This window comes from Paenibacillus sp. NPDC058367, assembly GCF_042723305.1.
Classification (GTDB): Bacteria; Bacillota; Bacilli; order Paenibacillales; family Paenibacillaceae; genus Paenibacillus_AQ.
On record NZ_JBHXIZ010000006.1, the window covers coordinates 190,132 to 212,934 of the forward strand.

The 22,803-nt window shown below is 44.0% G+C and carries 23 protein-coding genes, 1 riboswitch and 1 other annotated feature; of the genes, 6 read left to right on the forward strand and 17 right to left on the reverse strand.

Translation table 11 applies throughout. The annotated features are described in order from the left end of the window. The first annotated feature begins 26 nt into the window (after positions 1-26). Positions 27-1,088 (forward strand): NAD(P)/FAD-dependent oxidoreductase, encoded by a 1,062-nt coding sequence (locus ACFWMP_RS26265; RefSeq protein WP_042191580.1) that lies wholly within the window; start codon positions 27-29, stop codon positions 1,086-1,088. A gap of 67 nt (positions 1,089-1,155) precedes the next feature. On the opposite strand, the gene ACFWMP_RS26270 is transcribed toward ACFWMP_RS26265, so the two are convergent. Then, on the reverse strand, positions 1,156-1,410 hold the full coding sequence (locus ACFWMP_RS26270; RefSeq protein WP_149645001.1) for a YuzB family protein: 255 nt from the start codon (positions 1,408-1,410) through the stop codon (positions 1,156-1,158). 81 nt (positions 1,411-1,491) lie between these two features. On the opposite strand from ACFWMP_RS26270, the gene ACFWMP_RS26275 reads away from it, so the two are divergent. Next, positions 1,492-1,740, forward strand: a complete 249-nt coding sequence (locus ACFWMP_RS26275; RefSeq protein ID WP_042130899.1) for a NifU family protein — start codon at positions 1,492-1,494, stop codon at positions 1,738-1,740. 156 nt (positions 1,741-1,896) lie between these two features. On the opposite strand, the gene ACFWMP_RS26280 is transcribed toward ACFWMP_RS26275, so the two are convergent. The 13 genes from ACFWMP_RS26280 to ACFWMP_RS26340 form a co-directional block, all read right to left on the reverse strand. Then, on the reverse strand, positions 1,897-2,754 hold the full coding sequence (locus ACFWMP_RS26280; protein WP_379425176.1) for a MetQ/NlpA family ABC transporter substrate-binding protein: 858 nt from the start codon (positions 2,752-2,754) through the stop codon (positions 1,897-1,899). A 58-nt stretch (positions 2,755-2,812) separates the two neighbouring features. Next, the gene (locus tag ACFWMP_RS26285; protein ID WP_042191587.1) at positions 2,813-3,472 is read right to left on the reverse strand and encodes a methionine ABC transporter permease; all 660 of its coding nucleotides are present in this window, start codon (positions 3,470-3,472) and stop codon (positions 2,813-2,815) included. After that, complete coding sequence (locus tag ACFWMP_RS26290) at positions 3,472-4,488, reverse strand: methionine ABC transporter ATP-binding protein (protein WP_379425178.1); 1,017 nt, start codon at positions 4,486-4,488, stop codon at positions 3,472-3,474. Before ACFWMP_RS26290 ends, ACFWMP_RS26285 begins: the two co-directional genes overlap by 1 nt. A gap of 100 nt (positions 4,489-4,588) precedes the next feature. Then, a riboswitch (SAM riboswitch) is annotated at positions 4,589-4,728 on the reverse strand. Between the two features lie 100 nt (positions 4,729-4,828). Then, positions 4,829-5,563 carry a Cthe_2314 family HEPN domain-containing protein gene (locus ACFWMP_RS26295; RefSeq protein ID WP_042191592.1) on the reverse strand — a complete coding sequence of 245 codons (735 nt, stop codon included), beginning with the start codon at positions 5,561-5,563 and terminating at the stop codon, positions 4,829-4,831. A gap of 109 nt (positions 5,564-5,672) precedes the next feature. Further along, positions 5,673-6,650: a COX15/CtaA family protein gene (locus ACFWMP_RS26300; protein ID WP_379425181.1), complete on the reverse strand. Its 978-nt coding sequence runs from the start codon at positions 6,648-6,650 to the stop codon at positions 5,673-5,675. Positions 6,651-6,739: 89 nt separating this feature from the next. Then, entirely contained in the window at positions 6,740-7,084 is a 345-nt protein-coding gene (locus tag ACFWMP_RS26305; RefSeq protein WP_042194485.1) for a thioredoxin family protein, read from the reverse strand. A gap of 78 nt (positions 7,085-7,162) precedes the next feature. Further along, positions 7,163-8,791, reverse strand: a complete 1,629-nt coding sequence (locus ACFWMP_RS26310) for a putative polysaccharide biosynthesis protein (RefSeq protein WP_042191597.1) — start codon at positions 8,789-8,791, stop codon at positions 7,163-7,165. A gap of 27 nt (positions 8,792-8,818) precedes the next feature. Further along, positions 8,819-9,304, reverse strand: coding sequence for a DUF456 domain-containing protein (locus ACFWMP_RS26315; RefSeq protein WP_042191598.1), 486 nt, complete (start codon positions 9,302-9,304; stop codon positions 8,819-8,821). A 36-nt stretch (positions 9,305-9,340) separates the two neighbouring features. Further along, positions 9,341-10,096: a Cof-type HAD-IIB family hydrolase gene (locus ACFWMP_RS26320; protein ID WP_042191600.1), complete on the reverse strand. Its 756-nt coding sequence runs from the start codon at positions 10,094-10,096 to the stop codon at positions 9,341-9,343. 75 nt (positions 10,097-10,171) lie between these two features. After that, positions 10,172-12,277 (reverse strand): peptidoglycan D,D-transpeptidase FtsI family protein, encoded by a 2,106-nt coding sequence (locus ACFWMP_RS26325; protein WP_339243425.1) that lies wholly within the window; start codon positions 12,275-12,277, stop codon positions 10,172-10,174. A 26-nt stretch (positions 12,278-12,303) separates the two neighbouring features. Continuing rightward, positions 12,304-14,379, reverse strand: a complete 2,076-nt coding sequence (locus tag ACFWMP_RS26330; RefSeq protein ID WP_379425185.1) for a peptidoglycan D,D-transpeptidase FtsI family protein — start codon at positions 14,377-14,379, stop codon at positions 12,304-12,306. Positions 14,380-14,645: 266 nt separating this feature from the next. Then, positions 14,646-15,791, reverse strand: coding sequence for a transglutaminase domain-containing protein (locus ACFWMP_RS26335; protein ID WP_379425187.1), 1,146 nt, complete (start codon positions 15,789-15,791; stop codon positions 14,646-14,648). Between the two features lie 61 nt (positions 15,792-15,852). Further along, positions 15,853-16,290 (reverse strand): hypothetical protein, encoded by a 438-nt coding sequence (locus tag ACFWMP_RS26340; RefSeq protein ID WP_042191604.1) that lies wholly within the window; start codon positions 16,288-16,290, stop codon positions 15,853-15,855. Positions 16,291-16,560: 270 nt separating this feature from the next. Between ACFWMP_RS26340 and ACFWMP_RS26345 the strand changes: the two genes are divergently transcribed. Beyond that, on the forward strand, positions 16,561-17,748 hold the full coding sequence (locus ACFWMP_RS26345) for an MFS transporter (RefSeq protein WP_340972753.1): 1,188 nt from the start codon (positions 16,561-16,563) through the stop codon (positions 17,746-17,748). A 131-nt stretch (positions 17,749-17,879) separates the two neighbouring features. Next, positions 17,880-18,227: a DNA primase gene (locus tag ACFWMP_RS26350; protein WP_379425190.1), complete on the forward strand. Its 348-nt coding sequence runs from the start codon at positions 17,880-17,882 to the stop codon at positions 18,225-18,227. A gap of 124 nt (positions 18,228-18,351) precedes the next feature. Here the strand turns inward: ACFWMP_RS26350 and ACFWMP_RS26355 are convergent, their stop codons facing one another. Both ACFWMP_RS26355 and cyoE read right to left on the reverse strand, forming a co-directional pair. Beyond that, complete coding sequence (locus ACFWMP_RS26355) at positions 18,352-18,975, reverse strand: SCO family protein (RefSeq protein ID WP_331281395.1); 624 nt, start codon at positions 18,973-18,975, stop codon at positions 18,352-18,354. Between the two features lie 17 nt (positions 18,976-18,992). After that, on the reverse strand, positions 18,993-19,925 hold the full coding sequence (gene cyoE, locus ACFWMP_RS26360; protein WP_042191612.1) for a heme o synthase: 933 nt from the start codon (positions 19,923-19,925) through the stop codon (positions 18,993-18,995). A gap of 242 nt (positions 19,926-20,167) precedes the next feature. Here cyoE and ACFWMP_RS26365 point away from each other — a divergent pair, with 242 nt between their 5' ends. Both ACFWMP_RS26365 and ACFWMP_RS26370 read left to right on the forward strand, forming a co-directional pair. Continuing rightward, on the forward strand, positions 20,168-21,169 hold the full coding sequence (locus ACFWMP_RS26365; protein WP_042191614.1) for a metal-dependent hydrolase: 1,002 nt from the start codon (positions 20,168-20,170) through the stop codon (positions 21,167-21,169). A gap of 108 nt (positions 21,170-21,277) precedes the next feature. Beyond that, positions 21,278-21,466 carry a hypothetical protein gene (locus ACFWMP_RS26370; RefSeq protein ID WP_042130914.1) on the forward strand — a complete coding sequence of 63 codons (189 nt, stop codon included), beginning with the start codon at positions 21,278-21,280 and terminating at the stop codon, positions 21,464-21,466. Position 21,467: 1 nt separating this feature from the next. On the opposite strand, the gene trpS is transcribed toward ACFWMP_RS26370, so the two are convergent. Beyond that, positions 21,468-22,454 carry a tryptophan--tRNA ligase gene (gene trpS / locus ACFWMP_RS26375; RefSeq protein WP_042191616.1) on the reverse strand — a complete coding sequence of 329 codons (987 nt, stop codon included), beginning with the start codon at positions 22,452-22,454 and terminating at the stop codon, positions 21,468-21,470. A 61-nt stretch (positions 22,455-22,515) separates the two neighbouring features. Beyond that, positions 22,516-22,755, reverse strand: a binding site (T-box leader). Positions 22,756-22,803 lie beyond the last annotated feature (48 nt).

Consider the following 22,803-nt stretch of genomic DNA (forward strand, 5'->3'; position numbering starts at 1 on the left):
TATATTGGAAAGGAAGTTCGGTCAGCATGAGAACACTACTCGTTCTGGGCGGCGGCTATGGCGGCTTGGCCCTAATTCAAGAATTGCTCAATAATCACCTTCCACAGGATATTGAAATTATCTTAATTGACCGAATGCCTTATCAAGGAATCAAAACGGAATATTATGCGCTTGCCGCAGGTACAGTAACTGACTATCACTTGCGGATCCAGTTTCCGGTTCATCCCCGTCTCACTATCCGTTACGGTGAGGTGAGTTCCATTGATTTGGAGAGTAGAATCGTTACAATGGAGCCTGACGAGACTGTGTCTTATGACATACTTGCCATTGCACTAGGTTGTACCGACAATTACCATAACATCCCTGGAGCTGATCAATATACTTGCAGTATCCAGACCTTTGCAGGAACACGCGAAACTTACCAACGTTTAAACGATGTGAAGCCTTATGGAACAATAAACATTGTAGGCGGAGGACTAAGTGGAGTGGAATTGGCGGCAGAGCTTCGGGAGAGCCGACCAGATCTTAATATTGCTATTCTGGATCGCGGTGAACGTGTCTTATCTGCCTTCCCTGCGAAGCTGTCACAGTACGTGGAGGAATGGTTTCACCACCATCAAGTACAGACACTTGGACGTGTCTCCGTATCCCATGTAGAGAAAGATGCGCTTTTTAACGGTACAGAGGAAATTCTTTCAGATGTTACGGTATGGACCGCAGGGATCCAACCGGTGAAGGTTGTTCAGGAATTAACAGTCCCGAAGGATCGCGGAGGACGAATCATTCTGGATGAATATTATCGTGTACCTGATTATCCAGAAGTGTATGTAATTGGCGACTGTGCCAGCCTGCCATTCGCTCCAAGCGCACAAGCCGCAGGAGCGCAGGGTGAGCAGGTTGCTCAGGTTATTCAAGCCATGTGGCGCGGCGAGACCCCTAAGCTTCATCCTATTCGTCTAAAGGGTACCTTAGGCTCACTAGGCAAGAAAGCTGGATTTGGTCTGATGGGCCAACGCTCCGTCAAAGGACGGGTTCCCCGTATCCTTAAGAGCGGGGTGCTCTGGATGTCAAAACGCACTTTAGGATAAACCTAAGGGCTGCTCTTTCCGTTATAAATACGAAAAAGAGCAGCCCTTTATTTTCCACAAAAAGCATTTAATCAAGATCCATATTAAACCAAGCCTCTAGCTCTTTGATTTTAGCATCAATTTTCTCTTCTAGCTCGGCAACCGTATCTGCAGCAACAATGTCACCTTCAACCATGGCAAAGGGAGTTAAATAACATTCCCCACAATTGTTCAGGCATCCATATTCGATCACATCGTAATCTGGATTTTCCTCCAGCTTATGCATTAGCTTGTCTGTTCCGTGACCCATGTTACTGGCACAAAATTCAATAATTGGTCTCATGATGATCTCCCTATTCCGCCTAACCATTTTATTTTTTAACTTTTTGTACTATAATGAACTTATGAAAGGAGTGATTGAGAAATGAGTGAGAATGCACAAAGCACCGAAATGTATGATGAAGTATTGGAAGTGCTGGATAAGCTTCGTCCGTTCCTGCAACGCGATGGCGGCGACGTTGAACTGGTCGATGTAGAAGACGGCATCGTTAAGTTGAAACTTATGGGTGCCTGCGGCAGCTGCCCAAGCTCCACGATCACCTTGAAAGCCGGGATTGAACGCGCCCTTCTTGAAGAAGTAGAAGGCGTACAAGAAGTTATGCAAGTATTCTAATCCCATTCAATATCATTCCCGATCCTCCTCTTCAGGAGATCGGGATTTTCTTATTATAGAGGATTTAGCCTTCCCCTACAACATACAGCATAAAACCCGCATGCCATTAGGCAGCGGGTTTTATGCTGTAATTAGAGACTAAGTTAGCTTTCTGTCTTAAAATGCTGGAATGATCGAGCCTTTGTACTGCTCTTCAATAAAAGCTTTAGCTTCTGGAGAATTCAGTGCAGCGGCAAGCTTTTTGATTGCATCGGAATCTTTATTGTCAGGACGAGCTACCAGGATGTTAGCATAAGGGGAATCCGTTCCCTCGATGAACAATGCATCTTTAGTAGGAACTAGGTTAGCTTCCAAAGCATAGTTAGTGTTAATCAAGGCAAGATCTACTTCATCCAATTGACGACCTAACATTGCTGCATCTAGCTCAATGATTTTAAGATTTTTCTTATTCTCAGTGATATCTGCTTGGGTAGATGTGATGTTGGTATCATCTTTCAAAGAAATCAGTCCATTTTTGGCAAGCAGGATCAGTGCACGACCACCGTTTGTAGCATCATTCGGGATGGCAACTTTCGCACCATCAGCCAGCTCGTCGATGGATTTGATTTTTTTGGAATAAGCACCAAAAGGTTCAACGTGAACGGCTGTAACAGAAACTAGATCCGAACCGTTCTTTTGATTCTGGTCATCCAGGTAAGGTTGATGTTGGAAGAAGTTAGCATCCAGATTCTTCTCTGAAAGCTGAACGTTTGGTTGAACATAGTCAGTGAATTCTTTGATTTCTAATGTAATTCCTTGCGCTTCAAGCAATGGAGCAATAGCTTTTAGGATCTCAGCGTGTGGAACAGGTGAAGCACCAACCACCAATTTTACAGGTTCTGCAGATGACTCAGTTGCAGCACCATCTTTTGGTGCATTAGTAGCAGCCGAGTTAGAAGTATTATTGTTATTGCCGCAAGCAGCCAGCACCACAACCAGTGTCAGACTAAAAAAAGTAAGTAGTAATTTTTTCATTTTAAATCCCCCTCTTATCCTTGGTATTTGTATGAATAAGGCTATATATGGACGTACCTTATTTCCGTGTGAAATGTCGTACTAGTCGATCACCGGCCATTTGTAGCAGTTGCACCAGTATGACCATCAAGACTACAGAGATAATCATAACTTCCTTCTCATATCGGTAATATCCGTAACGAATCGCTAGATCCCCTAGCCCGCCGCCGCCTACCATCCCGGACATTGCCGTATAGGAGACCAGTGTAACCAGTGTGATCGTAACCCCAGCGAGCAGACCTGGACGAGCCTCTGGCAAAAGAACACGCATAACGATCTGATTCGTGGATGCTCCCATCCCTTGCGCCGCTTCGATTACTCCACGATCCACTTCTCTTAATGCCGTTTCCACCAAGCGAGCAAAGAATGGAGCTGCACCAATCACGAGCGGTGGAATCGTACCAAGTACTCCAATGGAGGTTCCAACGATGGTTTTGCTAAAAGGAATTAAAGCCACCATCAAAATGATAAACGGTACGGAACGCAAGATGTTTACAAAGAATGATAAGACCGAGTAAATTACTCTGATTACTATACTATTCGATCTTCCCCATAAATACAATAGAATTCCGAGTGGTAAACCAAGAATAATTGTGAACAATCCAGAGAATATTAACATTTGCAAGGTAGCAACTGTAGCATCCATCATTTCTTGCCAGTTTAAGTCTGCGAAATTCATTACGAAATTACCTCCACTTCAAGGCCTTGAGCGGTTAGTTCGGCTATCGTCACAGCGATCGCTTCAGCTGGCCCTTCGAACCGAACAATCATTTGTCCATAAGGTACGTCTTTTATCGTTGAGATGGTACCATGCAGAATGGCAAAGCTAACACCTGTCTCACGTACTACATTGGAAAGTGCAGAGCCGTAGGTCTTCTCTCCGAAAAAAGTAATTTTGACGGCCTGAGAGTTGTCTCCAGCAGCAGCGTCAAGCGCCGTACGAAGGGGTCCCTCATTCTGTGATTCACTGCGAATGAAATCGCGAGTGACCTCATGCTGCGGCTTCAGGAATACCTCCGTAACTTTATCTTGCTCAACGATACCACCACCATGAATGACCGCAACACGGTCGCAGATACTCTGAATCACGTGCATTTCGTGAGTGATCAGCACAATGGTCAGATGGAATCGTTTATTAATATCGAGCAATAGCTTAAGAATAGAGTCTGTCGTTTGTGGATCAAGCGCAGAGGTTGCTTCGTCACACAGCAGCACATCAGGGTCGCTGGCAAGTGCCCGTGCGATGCCCACCCGTTGCTTTTGTCCGCCTGATAATTGGGAGGGGTATTTATCCCGGTGTTCTTCAAGCCCCACTAAGGCAAGCAAATCTTTCACTTTAGTATCAATATCTGCTCTCGAAGTGCCTGTGAGTCGCAGAGGAAAAGCAATGTTATCGTACACCGTCGCAGAAGATAGCAGATTGAAATGTTGAAAAATCATCCCAATTTTGCGCCGTTGTTCCTGCAGCTGACCTTGAGTAAGCTTGGTTAGTTCAATGCCATCTACCCAAACTTCCCCTTCTGTCGGACGCTCCAACAGATTAATGCAACGGATCAATGTACTTTTCCCCGCTCCAGAATGGCCAATAACTCCGAATATTTCACCTTTTTCGATAGACAAATTCAATCCGGAAAGTGCTGTAGCCGCATGGCTGCCTTTTCCATATACCTTTGTTATTCCTTTTAGATTAATCAACGCTCGTCGCCCCCTTTATAATTCACTTATTCCATACAAAAAAACCTCCGACGATCGATGCAGATCGCAAGAGGCTCTGTGTGTTTATTTAGACAATGCCTTCTCATCTGCCAACGACCACAAACCTTGCGTCATTGTAGGAATTAGCACCATGACATTTGTACAAAACGCTAATCGCGCTGTATACAAATCGGTTGCCGGGCTTCATCGGGCCTATCCCTCCGCCACTCTCGATAAGATATAGAGTATGAAATTTTATGTTTGAATTCGTACAGACTTTAATGCAAGCATAAGTATAGTAAGTTTCTTGTTTTTTGTCAAAAGGAAATATCTTGAACGCTTAGGATTGTACACGCTTTGCCTTGCTTATTTCCTTACGCAGCTGTTCATTGCTGTAGCTGAATGCCGCGATTAATGTTTTACAGTTCATTTCAAGGGACTGCTTTAAATCCTCAAGATGGCTATCTAAATCCTCAAGCTGAATTTTGTCATGCAAGCCTTGATGTCGCTGCCATAAATCATCCTGCATTTCGGAATTCATATAATGAATTTCAGCATTTCTGCGCTTGCGTAGATTCTCCAGTGGATCACGATAAGAGTTCTTGATCTGTTCCAGTTGATCCGCTAATGCAGGATGCACATTCAATAACTGAAGTTGACGCAGTACTGTAAAATAAGAAAAGTGCGTTTTTAATTTGGAGGTTTTGAGGTCATAAAAATGATTCAGTACCGTTCCAAGCTTGTCCAGAAGAGAGAACACACGAATAAATCCATCTTTATAAAAATAAACATACCGCGCATAATCGCCTTGTTCCACTGGTGACATATCGTCCATATAACCAGCGATTACCGATTTCCGGTAAAAAGCAGCTGCGAACCAGCTTTGCTCCAATTCATCCAATGAGGAGATCAGTCCACGTGTCCAAATCTCCAGCTTGCGGTATTCATGGTCATTATCCTCATGAGCGTTCATTTCCTTGCGCAGTAAGGCTGCAAATGTGGCCATGTTCTCCATCGCGTCAGCCAATACACCGCTGTTCTTTCGAGGCGGCTCTCCAAGTATAACCCGCAGCATATCCCAGTCCTCCTAAAGTTTTGTCCAGCACCACGATATACCGATTTCCACTTTATTATTCCGCAGGTAAAGCGACTCTATCCACGGTGGGAACTTTCTACCAAGGGTGTTACAACGGTGTCATTGGATTCGTTGGATTTTTTTCAACAACTACATTTCTCGCGCGATTCAGCTGCCAGACTCTTACACTCATATAACATAAGACACCAAACAAACTAGCGATCAACAAAATATGAGCCAAAGCGGCAAATATGTACAATCTTTCATTATCTAGTGTGTAAACAACAGCAGCTCCACTAAATACCTGCATCAAGCACAGCAGAACAGCCGCTACGCCAAGAGCTCTTAGCTCTGGGTAATCCTTATGTTTCCAAAAAGCTAAATGTCCAAGCACCGCAGTAAGAATGAATAAGATCAAAGCCGCAATCCGGTGCGTAAAAACAATACCTACTCCCCCGGAAAGCTCGGGAACCCATTCACCGTTACAGAGCGGCCAGCCAGAACATCCACCGCGCGAATCCGTATGACTAACAAAGGCTCCAATATAAACAACAACATAGGAATAAAAGGCCGTAAAGCAGGTTAAATTGCGGAAAGCCTTACTGACGGGTTGCTTCTGAAGCTCCATCTTAGGATCGTACTCACCTGCTTCATGTCGCCTTTTAGTTCCTAGAGCCAGCATTAGAGAACTTGAAAAAGCGATCAAAGAAAAGCCCATATGTAGTGCCATTACAGCAGCAGATTGGGATTTAATCACTGCAAGCGCTCCCATACCACCTTGAACAATTACAAACAGCAACGTCATGAATGCATATACTAACAAGTCCCGCCGATTTCGAGCATAATGCCAAAAGGCAATCATCGAGGCAAGTGACAATAACCCTGCCAATCCGCTAAACAAGCGATGGGTGTATTCAATCATCGAACCTACAGTATAGGCCGGAATCAATTTCCCATGACAGAGCGGCCATTCATTTCCACATTCCAATCCCGATCCAGTCTTCGTTACAACCGCTCCCCCTAGTACAGCGAGGAACATGATAAGGCAAGTAAGATAACTAAGCCATTTCAACTGATTTGTCGACAAAAATATCACCCGCAGTTTTTAGTAATGAAGAAGCATCTTAAAAAACCACCGCTTTTGCTCGAACAGGCGAAAGCGGTGGTTTTCCGGAATTACTGTTGAAGGCTTTGATGCACTTGAACCGCTTTATCCAGGAAATTCTCAATTTCCTCGCGGGATTTACGTAATTTATTAACGAATCTAACCAATTCACGTCCATCGGAATACGCGACAAAGCTTGGAATACCCATAATATTTTGTTCCTGACTAACGTCACCCACAGCATCAACGTCAACCTCAACCAGCGTTAGACGATCTGCATAGGCTTGCTCTACCTCAGGAATAAAAGGATCGATAAATTTACAATCCGAGCACCAGTCCGCCTTGAAGATGGCTACAGTTAATCGAGGAGATTGAATGGCTACCTGAAATTCAGCAGGAGAACTAATTTTGTCCATAGCTTGTTCAGTCCTTTCTTCCATATCTGTCAAATTTCTATTCTTTAAGTGAAGCAAAATGTCATGCAGAAGTCAAACTTATTCTCTCATACGAACACGCGCAGGCTGCAATTTCATCAGCGGATGGAGCAATTTTTGCAATGCACGCGGATAACTGGAGATTTCCTGTTTAGTAAGCACACCCAGTACAATTAGCATGACCAGATAAATAACAACAACTGCGGCCCCTACAACAAGACAAGTGATCAGAAATGCCAGACGTGCAGGCATTAGATCTGTTAACAGAATTCCAGCTTGGTTAAGTCCAAAACCAATACCACCGGACACCAGAACCGCAATTGCGAAGCCGCCCCACCGTTTACCCATAATTTCGAAAGGTACAATGGATTTCAGCATCCGTAAGTTAAGAATAGTAATAACTACGAAACAAAGTGCTGTTGCGCCGATAATCCCGTAGATCCCAAATATCTTACTTAGTAAGAAGCTTGCGACTAATTTAACAATAATACCCACTAGCACATAATACATTGAAATGCGTGATTTGCCCATACCGAGCAAGATGGAGTTCGTTGTCATCATGGTGATCTGAAAGATCGTTCCAATCGTAAGCATCGCCACAATTCCGCTTCCGTCCAAGCTGCTGAACAATAACCCGTTTACAGAATAAGCTGCTGCCACAAGTGCCAACACAATTGGCATCCCTGTCAGGATAGAAATCCGCAAAGCAAGTGTAATTTGCTTCTTCAAGTGTCCCTCATCACGACGGGCATAGGCAGCTGAAATGATCGGAATCAGCGAGGTACCTAGCGCAATGGCTAGTACCGGCGGAATTCCGGCCACACTTTGAGCACGCGTGGTTAGTATACCCAAAGCTGCTGTTGCACTCTCTCTGCCCATCTGATCAATAAGCAGTGGAACAGCCAAAGAAGTATCAATCACATTCACTACGGGAATCGTAAGTGAAGAGAGCACGATCGGAATTGATAGTGTGAAAATATCTTTGTAAATTCCCCAAATCGGCAATTTTTGAGTGGTATTGTAATTTAATCCTTGCTGTTTATCCTCTCGGCGCAGCTTGATTGCAAAATAAATCATGACACCAAATGCTGCAATACTACCAATTACGCTACCGAAGGATGCTCCCGCAGCTATAGTTGTATTGTTATACCCCTGCTGTAATAGAATATAAGCTAGTAAAATAGCGACTAGTACGCGAGCGAACTGCTCTACAATCTGTGAAATACCACCAGCCATCATATTGTTGCGCCCTTGAAAATATCCACGCATCATGGCAATTGCCGGAAAAAGTAAAAGCGCAGGTGCAATAGCCCTAACTGCCATCGCTGATTCAGGTACATCAGCAATATGTGTCGCATAGAACGGAGCGCCTATGTACAGCAAGGCCGTCATGATTACCCCTGCTGCTACTGAAAATAGCAATGCTGCATGATACACTTGTCTCGCCTCTTCAGGACGATTCAGAGCGTACCGCTCGGAGACCATTTTACTGAGCGTACTTGGAATACCTGCTGTAGCCACGGTGAGCAGCATTAAATAGATATTGTTCGATACCCCAAATGATGCTCTCCCCACATCATCAAAAATATGATCCAGCGGCACCCGCTGAACAAGCCCGAGTACCCTTGCCACCAAAGCTGCAGCAGCAAGGATAAGCGTGCCTTTTACGAAAGACTCTTTCTTGGACAAACCATTTCCCCTTCTTCACTGTTAAAATTAAAACCGGACGACCCATATAAAAAAGAGGACGACCATAATAATTTGTAGCACAATTTTGACAACAGTACTACTAAACAACCCAAGTATTGATCCTACACTTACTTTGGCAGCTTTAGCCGGTGAAGAACCTACGATCAATTCTCCTATAAAGGCACCCAGAAACGGACCAATAATAAGTCCAAAGGCTGGGATTACAAAAGGACCAATGATTAGCCCAATCGTACTCCCGATAATCGATGAACGTGAGCCGCCAAATTTCTTAACGCCCCAAGCCCCTACAACGTAATCAGCAATAAATAAAACTACAACGATCAGCGTTTGAATGATCCAGAACCAGGCACCAAAAGGCTCGAAAGAAAAGAACCAGCCATATACGAAAAAGGCAAGATAAATCGCAAGCGCACCCGGCAGTATAGGGTACACAGCCCCCGCTAGCCCTACGGCAAATAAAGCAATAATAAGAATCCAACCCAGGATCGTCAACACTTAACCTCCTAATAGCAAATATGCTCTATGGATTCACTTCGCAATAGCTTCATTAAAAATATATTTTTGAATGACTTCTGCAATTCCATCATTATTATTAGAAGCCACCACAACGTCAGCCTCTTCTTTAACCGTCTCCTGAGCGTTGCCCATGGCAACCCCAAGCCCTGACTGCTGAATCGCTGCAAGGTCATTGAGGCTGTCACCAACCGCTATAACTTGGGACATGTCTAGTCCTAGCAGCTTACAGACTTCCATGATTCCGGCTGCTTTATTCACTCCTAGAGGGTTAATCTCCAGGTTATGTGGAGAGGAGTTCGTAATCTCCAATCCACCCATATCTTGAAGACGAAGCAGCAGCTTATGACGAAGCTCATCATCTTCGGTGTGATAACCGAATTTAAGCCATTCTCTGCCCGTTACATCCCCATCCCAGTTATCCTGTTTGTGGACTTTTTCCGTAGAATAGGCCCAGAACCAGATGTCATCTTCTTTAGCAAGTTCATACATTTGCTGTACCAGCATAGGGTCCATCAATGATCGCCGATAAATTTCATGTGGAGCTCGCCATACCTCACTACCGTTCACAGTAATCATAGGTGTTTCTAGTCCAAGCTGCTCAGCATATGGAAATGCACTTGTAAAAGCCCGGCCTGTCGACAGACAGACATGAACGCCTGCGTCGACCGCCTTTTGAAGCCATTTCACCGTTGTAGGTGTAATAATCTGTTCATCATTCAGTAGGGTTCCATCCATATCCAAAGCAAGCAGGCGGTATTTGGCAGTCATTGCCACCCCTCCATTCTTTTATGCTCTCAATAGAGCAGCTGTTTATTTTTAATCATTATTCCCTTAGAGTCAAAGTTACTGAGTACCTGTAGTCGTTCCTTCATTCGCAGGATCATTCGTATTATTACCTGACTGTAGACTCTTCTTCGGAACGCCATCAAGTCCATATTCCCAATCATAAGCATCAAAAATTTTACGTGCGACCGGCGCAGCACTCTGGGAACCAAAGCCCCCTTCTGGAATGACTACGGCTACTGCCAGCTTAGGATTATTTCGTGGGGCATAGGCAATAAATACACCATTATCGCGAATTTGACCCTTCGCCACTTGTTGGGATGTTCCCGTCTTACGAGCAAAATCATAAGGGAAATCAGAAAAAGCACTAACTTCACTTCGCATACCCTGTTGAATTTCTTTCCAATAGGATTTATCAAAGGCTGTTACTTCATCTATTACCTCACGACCGAACTCCTTGACTACTTTTCCGTCAGCATCTGTAATCTTACTAACTAGCTGAGGTTTGATCCGCTGTCCTTCATTAGCAAGTGTAGCTACGTATTGGGCAAGCTGCAACACCGTATAACTACCTTGTTGGCCGAAAGAAGCATATACAAGTGCCGCTTGGGCACTACCCGCAGCCTCTATATTGGTATAGTTAATCTGTCCTAAGAATTCATTTGGCAGACCACTTCCCGTGGATACACCAAGTCCAAACTCTTTCATATACCTATCCCAGATATCTACGCCTTTGCTTTTGTATTTGTCATACAATCGTTTACCGATCATATCCACCATGAACGCATTCGAGGATTTCTCAATCGCTCTTGCAGGGTCCATAGAACCGTACACATGTCCTCCAGAGTTTCTTACCTTAGTTTCATGACCTGTTTTACCAAAAGTCGCGAAACCTCTATCCGAATAGTAAGTTGAGGTTGTAAAGAGACCTTCATTCAAACCCACGAGTACGCTCAAAGGTTTAATCGTTGAACCTAACAGCAGCACAGACCTAAGTCCATTACCTGACGTCCCTGAAGAAATCGGATTAATGGTACCGTTCTGATAGTTGTCCATAATACTGTTCCAAACATCAGTGGATAAGGATCCCGATGTCCAAATATTCGTATCGTAGTCCGGCATACTTGCCATACTGACGATATTCCCCGTATCAACTTCCATCGCTACAGCGTAACCAGTTAAAGCATTAGGATGCGTTTTACCCTGTACAGTATTGGAATGCAGCCACTTAATCTGATCCATAATCGCCTGCTCTGTCTTCATCTGAATGTTCTTATTAATGGTTGTCCAGACGTCATTGCCTTTCACAGGAGGGACTACACGTTCGACTTTTTCTGCCATGTTCTGTGGATTGACGGAGATTTCCTGATAGCCGTTTTGTCCCCGAAGCTCTCTCTGATACTGCAGCTCCAGGCCGTCAAATCCGACAAATTCATCGTCCTTGTAAGTTAGTCCTGGCTCCGGATTGTTCTTCATAGCATTTAAGATATTCTTATAAATATTAAGGCTGTTTGCTGATTTAAAAGGCTTGATATAACCTATCGTCTGTACGGCAACCGTATCTTTATCGTAATGACGAATGCTTTCCTCGACAATTTCAAGGCCTGGGTATTCTCCCTTATGTTCCATGAAATAGGCTACTTCCTGAGTAGTCAGGTCCGCCTTAATTCGCCGTGCCATAAAGCCAAGTGATTTCCGGAAATATAAATCCAGTGCGTCAATAACATCTTCTTCTGTCATCTTCTCAGCTTTTGGATCACCATATTTATTGAAATCAGTTACCAGCTTGGCTGCCAATGCATCTGACTTGGCTTTAGCTTCTGGAGTTAGGGTAGTTTTACCGGTATTTTTATCTGTTTGCTTAGCGGTATACTCCTTATTGAGCGTAATATACAGCGATTGAACCGGTGTAGAGTACGCTAACTTCTCACCTTCAGCAGCATAAATTACACCTCTCATGGATGCAAGGGGTACATTTTTGGTATCTCTGCTTGTCTCCACTTCAGTTAAAGTTGGTCCTTCCACGAATTGCAACACAGCCAGGCGTATAATAATTACGCAAAATATAACAAACGTGCTAAAGAAAAACACGTTGAGTCGCAGGCCTATGGAACTTTTACTGTTGGTCTCATCTGGAGGTGAGGCCTGCTTACGAAAAAAACTCACAGTTTATTTCTCTCCTTTTTCTCTAATTATTTTTGAACGGGGTCTGACGCAGGAGCAACATTCTTTTTTGGCACACCATCGAGCCCATACTCCCAATCATAGGCGTCAAAAATTTTACGAGCCACCGGAGCAGCGCTTTTGGAGCCAAAGCCCCCTTCTGGTATAACAACCGCTACGGCTAGCTTCGGATTTTCTCGCGGAGCAAATGCAATAAATACCCCATTATCACGGTTTATATTTTTTCTGTCTGTTTTTTCAGAGGTACCTGTCTTACGTGCAAAATCATAAGGAAAATCATCAAAGGCACTAACTTCACTGCTCATCCCCTGTTTGATCTCTTTCCAGTAGGATTTGTCAAACGTTACTGTATTAAGCACTTCTCTTTTAAATTCCTTAACCAGCTTACCTTGTGCATCCGTGATCTTACTAACAAGTTGAGGCTTAATACGCCCCCCTTCATTAGCAAGAGTAGAAGCATACTGGGCAAGCTGCAATGTAGTATAACTGCCCTGTTGGCCAAAAGAAGCATAGATAAGTGCAGCCTGCGAGCTGCCTGCGGCCTTAAGATCAGTATAGTTAATCTGGCCCGGTGATTCACCTGGGAGACCACTTTTCGTTGATACACCCAGCCCGAATTTTTTCATATAATTGTCCCAGACCTCTATGCCTTTATCCCCCGGATATTTCTTGTAAAGCTGCTTACCCACCATATCAATCATAAATACGTTAGAAGATTCTCTAATGGCTTTAGCTGGATCTAGTGGACCATATACGTGACCCGATGAATTTCTTACGGATGATTTATTATCCTTACCGAAATAAGTAATGCCCACATCTGAATAGGTAGTTGAGGTATTAAAGAAACCTTCCTTTAAACCAATTAACACACTTAATGGTTTGATCGTAGATCCCATAAACACAAGTGAACTAAAATCATGACCTGATCTACCAGATGAATTCGAAGTAATCGTACCGTTTAGATGATTATTCATTATTTTATTCCAAACAGGTGTTGGTAAGGAGTCTTTAGTCCATACATTTGAATCGTAATCCGGCATGCTTGCCATGGCGACAATATTTCCAGTTTCCACTTCCATTGCTACGGCGTATCCGGTTAAAGCATCTGGATGCGTCTCACCTTGAACAGCATTGGTATGCAGCCATTTAATCTGATCCAAAATGGCCTGTTCTGTCTTCATCTGAATCTTCTTATTAATGGTCATCCAAATATTATTACCTTTTACAGGAGCAACGTTCTGTTCAACCTTCTCAGCCATATTCTGAGGAGTCACCGAAATGACCTGATAACCATTTTCTCCTCGTAGCTCTCGTTGATACTGCATTTCCAGACCATCAAACCCCACATATTCTTCTGCTTTATACATAAGTCCAGGGGGAGAATCTTTTTTCATTTCACTACGGACATTCTTATACATCGCTATATCTTCAGTCGATTTAAACGGCTTTCCAAAGCCGACTGTCTGTACCGCTACCGTATCTTTATCGTAGTGACGAACACTCTCCTCCACGATCGTTAGCCCCGGATAATTGTCTTTATGCTCCATGAAATAGGCTATTTCCTCTGGAATTAATCCAGTCTTGATCCGTCGCGGCACATAACCTAAATACTTTTTGAAATCTAAATCTAATAAATCCAAGATATCTTGCTGCGTCAGCTTCGGTGCATTCGGATCTCCATATTTAGCAAAATCAGCCGCAAGCCTTGCCGCAAGCATATCGGAGTTATTCTTCGCCTTTTCCGTAAGTAAGGTCTCACCCGTTACTTTATCTGTCGTTCTAGCTGTGTAATCTTTAGTTAATGTAAGGTAAAGCGACTCCGTAGGTGTTGAATAGGCAATCTGCTCTCCTTCGGCAGCAAAAATAATCCCACGCATCGCTGCGAGCGGAACAATTTTCGTTTCCCGGCTCGTTTCTTCTTCACTCAACAGAGCTCCCTCAGTAAACTGTAAACCTGCAAGACGTACGATAATAATACAAAAAATAAAAAAAGTGCCGAAGAAAAAAATATTCAGTCTCAGACCTACAGAATTTCTTGAAGATATCCCGTCCTTAGGCGGGGGCTGCTTACCAAACAAACTCACCAGCTTTCTCCCCTTCTACAAGCATAAACGCCTTGACCTTCCTTATAAGGGAGGTAAGTGTTTATGCGAGAAATATAAGACATAAAGTATAGTGCTTATACTTTCTTATATTTTAAAAAAATGTCTGACAACCCTTTGCCTGCGACATTACTCTTATGATGAAGGTGAGTTCTTAGCTGCTTATTGTGAGCATGCCCTCGCATTTAAGTTAGAACTGACGTTACTTGAGTTTATTGTACCACACCCCAGGAGTTCAACGCCCTCACTCAGAGGGCGTTCACCCTAATATGCGTTTCATCAAAATCCTTCGGATTGAACCAATCTCCACTGCTAGCCCAAGTCGGATCCAGCGGAATCCAAGCTTGCCGATCACTTATATATACTTCATTCCAAGCATGTGCACCATATCCGCCACGCCCATCATAACCCTGACCTGTTACAACCCGTACCTGCAAGCCCTGTGAACGAGCCATCACAGCGTACAGTCGGGCATAGTCTATACACACCCCTTGCCGAGTGTCGAATGTATCCTGTGGTGTCTGTTCATGCCAGACCCTGTTTTGCAAATAATTGTCAGCCTTAGCATAATCGTAAGTCACGCGTGTACCTACCCAATCATAGAGAAGTCTCGCTTTTTTCTCTTCTTCTTGCGCTTGTCCAACAATGTCTTCTGCTGCTCCTATAATATCCTGAGGAATTTCATGATCGATAACCTCATATTTTCTGCGAAGGATATCATTCATCTCTGCTGCAACGGTCTTCGTCAGAATTGGAAGTTTCTTCTGCACAGTCTCACCAACAATAGGTTCAAATACAGCAGCAGCGCTCTGACTATAGATTGGAGAGGACTCCACATAACGACTAAATCCACTCTCCGGATTTAATCCAACACAGATGAAAAGAGCAAGAACAATTACCAGACTACGCATTAAGCCGATAATTAATCCAACCATTGCTCCTCCCATACGGCTTACCTGCGTAATCTTTCTGTCTTTAAACTTCTTAGTACGCCGCAATTGTGGAAAAGGTAGCAACATGGATAACAGTCCTAAGAGCATACGAATTAACAGATAAGAAATCAGGAGTAACAATAGAAATCGAACCAGCGGTGATTCTGATAACACAGACACCGCCGTATAATAAATTTGCTGCCACTGTGTAAGCTTCGTATCAGGAAGACTAATCCCCGATGCCCAAGTCTCTACATAGGGATTGAGGTAGGCCGCAGCTGGGATAGCTAATACCAAAGATGCTATAGTAAATAATCCTGTTCCCAGCAGCCCAAATAATCTTCCGGTAGCGCTTGAGAAACCTCTGCTCCAGCCTTGCAATAGAGAGAAGACTACAACCAGCAGGAGGGCGATGGAGATGATATTAGCATCACTCACACTAGTCATCCATCCGTTTATCATATCCGCTCTCTCCTTTCAGTCGCGTGCTTGCTCGCTTGTTATATTTTTGAGTCCAAGCCTGTTATTGATGTTTTCGGGCTTCCTCGATAAATGTTTTTGTCGTATCTGTAACACTCCACTTCCCAAGACTCACACCACGGAAAGTAACCTCTACTTTATCTTCACCCGCTGCGCCCTTCACTTCAATATTCGGCGTTGTAATCGTAAAGGTCCCGTCTCCATTTGAAGTGTACTTCGCATCCTGCGCTTCTTTAAGCATAACCTCTTGCGCTTCCTTCTTTAGGGTGCTTACCGTTCCATCTGCCACCTTATTCACAGCGTTACCAATTTGGTCCATTGTAACACCACTATAGATGAACAAACCTACAACGATCACAATGACAATCGCCCATTTCAGAACGGTTTTAACCAAATTAACAACCGCAAACAGCAGGACAAGCGCAATTACAATAACTAGCCAATTTTCCCTTATAAACTGTGACCATACCTCTGGATCCATCAATCTCACAACACCCCTATCGCCTAGTTTCGTCCCAAGGATTCTCTCTTCCCATAGACATAACGCCAATATTAATTATTATACATGAATACCCATCATAATTCATGGTTCCACCCTCCGTAAAAGGAATACCTACCAGCGGAATTAAAAAAGCGGTATAAGCCCTCTCTGTCCCACGTAAAGTACAAGTAGTGCTTAAGAATTCGTTCTTCATTATTACGCCGTCCTGCATTCACTTGTGCTGTAGGTGGCTCTCGGAGGTGTTTCCCTGTGAAAACTGCGCTGTGGCTATACTTATTTCTCTTTTTGGCGTTCTTCGATTTACATGCTCAGTATCCCGTCCTTACGCCCTTTGCCATCTCTCTTGGTGCGGGACCCACCTTTATTGGCTGGATGATGGGCATGTACTCGTTGACCCACCTTCCCGGCAATCTGCTTGCAGGCGTACTCGTCGATCGTAATGGCTCCCGCCGCTACATCGTCTTCAGCCTTGTCGCAGCGGGAGCTATCCTACTGCTGCAAGCTCATGTACAGCTTCCATGGCATCTGCTGATGCTAAGAGCAGCAAGTGGATTCGTGCTCGCTTTCCTCTCTCCAGCCTGTATGACGTTACTCGCTTCTTTGTCATCGGATGCCACAGAGCAGGGTAAATATATGTCCGGACATGGTATCGTTCATACGTTAGCTTCAGTTGTATCGCCTGCTGCGGGAGCTTTTATCGTAGCAAAAGCCGGCTACTCTGGCACCTTCACCACACTTGGATGGCTCCTTATCGCAACAGGAATCATGGCTTTTTTTAGTGTACCTGCGCCTTCGAGACATATATTAAAGCCGCTAAGCTCAGCGCCATCAGCATTAAAAGTTCCAGATAAACCTTCTATACCAACGAAAGATGATGATCTGGTATCCAAACGGTATTACCTTTTACCTTTTTTCGTTTCCTGTTCACAAGGCGTTCTCTTTTTCGAGCTCCCGCTATCTCAAACAGGGAGCAACAGTATTCTTTCCACTGGTATCCTACTGTCACTCCTCAGTTTAGGTGCTTTGGTAACGCTCAGCATGCTCTTCCTTAACCGTCTTTCTCCGGGGGGAAGAATAGCAGCGGCATTACTGGGAATGGCCATCAGCTTCTTTGCACTCGCCTCATTTCACAGGATTCCGACTGCTGCGATTCTTTTTATGCTCGGCGCAGCCAAAGGAGTGTTGTTTCCTGCAATGGCATCACTCTTTATTAGTCTCGGTGGCCCTGGGCGAATGGGTCGGACTTTCTCCATGCAGTCGATAGCCATGTCACTCGGTGCATTCGCTGGGCCCGTGGCTGCTGGACAGCTAAGGTCCTTCGTTTCTCCTTACTTCATAGCCTTTCTAATACTAATGGTAGCATTGCTTCTTCTTCCACCTAAAAACACTGGTAAACTATCGAACCTCACTTCCAAATGGAACGGGCGAGCCGCATGATTCTTTGCTTTTACGACATTTCCCGGGGAATGAAGACTTTCCTGCAGAAACAGTTGTTAAAAATGACGATCCTTCGGTAAACTATAATGAGCCTGAAGCTTGGACCCATTCCCGGAGGTGATTGTCAGCTAATGTCCATAACGATTATTGTCGAAGGTAAGAACGATCGCAGCAGATTACAGCGCGTGCTGGTACCGGAAGTAGAAATCCTATGTACCTTTGGTACATTAAATACACTAAAATTAGAATCCCTCCGGCAACAAGTAGGAGATGGAGAAGTATACCTTTATTTGGATAACGATAGCTCTGGCAAAAAAATACGCAGTGTGCTCCGGGATGCCTTCCCTGATGCCGATCATATTTATACTCGTCGCGGATATGCTGGTGTGGAAGGTACGCCTGATGAATACAACATCACTCAGCTCGAAAAAGCCGGATTGGAAGATTTCATCGTCTACCCTGAACCACTTCCATTTTAGCTGAAACAAGTATAAGGATAATGTATAGCATGAAACTTATACTATCGTATATTTAAAAAAACGCCTTTTTCGTTATCCGCTCAATAAAGAGGGATTCGAAAAAGGCGTTTTTAATGTTTATGTTCTATTCCCGAGCCAATTCCGTCAGCTGATCGGCAAGAAATTCAGGAGTTACGTTCTCCGTATCTCCTGCGTCATACAATGCACGAAGTTGATTGTTCCGGTCAACTAACGCTATACGGTTGGCATGTACGAAATTTTCTTTGGAATTCCCTGCGATTAGTACTTTAAAAGAATCCGTCGCTAACTTACGAACTTCTTCCTGATCCCCCCGCAAGAAATACCATCCATCATAATTCGCCTGAAACCGGTCTGCAAAAGCCTTAATAGCTTCCCGAGTATCATTCTTCGGATCAAAAGAGATAGAAACAAAACCCGTATCTTTACCAAAACTGCCATCCTCGACCAGAATCTTCTGTGTCTGAGATAACAAAAACGTAGTTATAGGACATACATCCGGACACTGTGTAAAAAAGAAGTATACCAGCCGTGCTTTACCTTGTGTATCAGCCAGAGTAACCTGGTCTCCATTCACATTTTCAAGAGAAAAGTCCTGCACTTCTCCGATTACTGGCAATTTCTCTTTTCCTAAATTCAAAGAGTTAATTGCCAGATAACCAGCCATAATCAAAGCAAGTATTAGCAGAAGCCAAGTCCATTTATAACGCTTAAAGGTTTGCACGGACACGTATACCCTCCCTCTTCTTAACCGTGAATCGTATTCAATACAAGTACGATCAAACTAACTGTCAGGTAGTTAATGGAGAAGAGGAAATTCTTCTTCGCCCAGACTTCATCATCTTTAGCCTTAAAGCCCATCAAGGTCAATACTAACCAAGCCAAGGACAACGCTGATGAAATGATTAGAAAAAATATGCCTGCGTAATCGTAGGCGTACATTAACACTGGAATAGGCAGCAAAAGGGCTACATAAGGAATCATCTGAAATTTCGTACGTCGCGTCCCTTTAACTACAGGTAACAATGGAAATCCTGCCGCTCTATATTCTTCTTTACGTCTAATGCCCAACGCCCAGAAGTGAGGGGGTTGCCATAGAAACAACATGGCAAAGATCAGCCAAGCGCCTAGATCAACCGTTCCTGAAACCGCAACATAACCAATTACCGGGGGCATTGCTCCAGAAATCGCACCTACGGAGGTGCTCCATGTTGATGTCCGCTTCAACCAAAGCGTGTATACTACTACGTAAACGAACATACCAACAATTCCAAACAGACCGGCAAGCATACCTGAAAAAGCAAACAGCACGATCAAACCTGCAATACCAAGCCCAATGGCGTATAATAACACAGTGTTTGGTTTTAGTCGTCCTGTAGGAAGCCCCCGTTCACGGGTTCTTTCCATCTTCATGTCCAGATCCCGGTCGAAATAGTTATTAAAAACGCAGGCCGAAGCCATAACCAGCATAGTACCGAGCAGAGTCAGAACTAATCTGCCGTAATGAACATCCCAACCCGAGGCCAGCCAATATCCCGCAAAGGCCGCAATAAGGTTAGATCGGATAATACCGGGTTTTGTTACAGCAATGAAATCACGCCAGCTAGCACCTTCCGGTGGAGATTTTGCAGACATGGCTGCAGAGTCGGAAGAAGCTTGAAATGTTATATGATTGTCCACACCTAATGATCCTCCTTCTAAACGAACATGTAACGTTCTAACCGAAGTTTTTTTAACTTCGCTGTTAACTTTATCATAACAAACCCGTGAAGACTTTGACAGTCATGGAACAGTAAGTTCATGAATTCGACAATTACGTGACAATATTTATTTTGTATTTATTTCAATCCCCTTAATAACCAGGGCTGTATTTGGGTAATTATTAAATAGAGAACTTCCGAACAACAAAGGAGAACTGACCAATGGATACTGCTACACATTTAGTTATGGGCCTAGGCTTAGCCGGGCTTTCCTTCGTTGATCCCATCGTTGCTTCTGATCCGAAACTGGCCGGGGCTGTTATGCTGGCAACAGTGCTCGCCTCTCAGGCTCCTGATGCCGATACTGCGCTACGACTGAAGGACAATGCAATGTATATTCGAAATCACCGAGGAATCACACATTCCCTACCCTTTCTAATTCTGTGGCCTGCGCTGATTTCCTTCGTGTTAGGCCCCTTATTTGGTTTTACTGATTTACAAGCTCTAAGCCATATTGCGCTCTGGAGCTTCATTGGTGTAGGTGTTCACGTATTTTCTGATCTATTTAATACCTATGGCACTCAGGCTGCACGTCCATTCACGGAGAAATGGATTGCATGGAACATCATCCACATTTTTGATCCGTTTATATTTGGTAGCCATATCGCAGCCATCCTTCTCTGGATCACCGGGATCATTCCACCGCAACCTTTATTTATTACACTGTATGCCTGTACTATTCTTTATTATATTTGGAGAACCGTCGTTCACGCACGTCTCACGCGTAATATTAAGCTTAAGGATTTACATCATAGTGCCGGCGAACGTTATATTGTAATCCCTACAATTTCACTAAAGCGCTGGAACGTAGTCAAGGTGAAAAAAGATGGCAGCTATGATGTTGGGCAGTTAGTCAATAACCGACTGGAATGGTTCAAACATGCTGTATGCTCGACTCATCCTGCTGTGGAGATTTCCAAGTCGCACCCTGATATTCAGTCCTTTCTATACTTCACCTCTTATGCAGTAGCCGAAGTCGAGGAACTCCCTTCAGGATATATGGTGCGCTGGGGGGACGTACGTTATTTACATCGCAAACAATACCCGTTTGTGGCTGTATTAGTGATGGACAATCAATATCGACCTTTAAATACTTATGTAGGTTGGCTTAGCAGCGAGAAGCTCGACAAACGATTTTCCATTGACCCTGGTTCTTTACGATGAAACTGTAGACTTACGCAGAGATCTATTCTATAATCACAAAAAATCCCGGAGTATTATTATCATACTCCGGGATTCATTTTAGCAGACATAGAAAGGAAGGCTCTCTTAATGGGTAAAGGACTTTCACTTTGGTTCGCTTGTTCTTCTATTCTTATTCTTACTGCCGCTTCAATCGCGATCAGTTATAGCTTTTGGTTGGCACTTCTGCTCGGGTTTCTCTGTGTCATGAATATTGGCTGGGGATTTATCCTCAAGGCCAAGATCAGACGCAAACAGGAAAGCCTAAGCGCTGATTAGATTAACGAGCTGGCAGAAATCCCATCCGCTCTTTAACTCCATTCAACGTCTCAGTTGCAACAATACGTGCACGACCAGCACCTTCAGCAAGAATATCTGTAATCGCACCCGAGCTACGAATTTCATTATATCTTTGTTGTAAAGGCTCAAGCGTAGATACAACCACTTCAGCAAGATCTTTCTTAAAGCCGCCATACATTTGCCCTTCATAACGATCGGCAATTTGCTGGAGTGTCATTCCAGAACATTCGGAATAAATACTCATCAAATTACTGATCTCTGGCTTATTAGCTGGATCAAAAATTACTTCACGTCCTGAATCAGTCGTTGCACGGCTGATTTTTTTACGGATTACGTCCGGTGAATCTAACAGAGCAATGTAGCTGCCTGCGTTAGGATTGCTCTTGCTCATTTTTTTGGTGCCATCATCCAGAGACATAATACGTGCACCCACCTCTGGAATGTACGGCTCCGGAATGGTAAAGAATTCGCCAAAACGATTATTGAAGCGACCAGCTAAATCACGAGTCAGCTCCAAATGTTGTTTTTGATCTTCTCCAACTGGCACAAGATCCGCATTATAAACAAGAATATCTGCTGCCATCAAGGAAGGATAGACGAATAAACCAGCGCCAACAGAATCTTTACCTGATGATTTATCTTTAAACTGGGTCATACGCTCCAGCTCGCCCATTGCTGTAAGTGTCGTCATGATCCAGCCCAGTTCAGCGTGTTGTGGCACATGCGACTGCATATAGACATTAGAACGTGCAGGATCAATTCCTGCTGCAATAAAGAGGGCCGCTACGGATTCTGACTGTTCACGCAGTGCCGCAGGATCTTGTGCTACAGTGATTGCATGCATATCGACAACCATAAAGAAACATTGATGATCATCTTGCAGCTTCACAAAATTTTTCAGTGCTCCAATGTAGTTCCCCAATGTAAGTGAACCGCTTGGCTGAATGCCTGACATTACTTTTTTCATAATATAGACCTCCGTTTGATGTCATTTCTAAGTTTCCGAGAACGCAAAAAAAGCCTCATCCGCAAGGGACGTGAGACCGTGGTGCCACCCTTATTCGCTGCTTAATCTAGTTTGGACAAGAAAAAAACAGCCTTAGTCTTCCGTTAACGGGGAAGATCCGGCCGGTCTACTAGGGTATCTAGCTCCCGTTCAAGCTCGGCGCTCAGGGGTCCATTCATCAGGTTTGTCCTACCGGTTCGCATCAACCACCGGCTTTCTGAAGGTGCAATGCCTGCCTACTTGTCCCCGTCATCACATTATCATCATGAATTAATGCCTTCATCATAGAACCATAAAGAGAAGTTGTCAA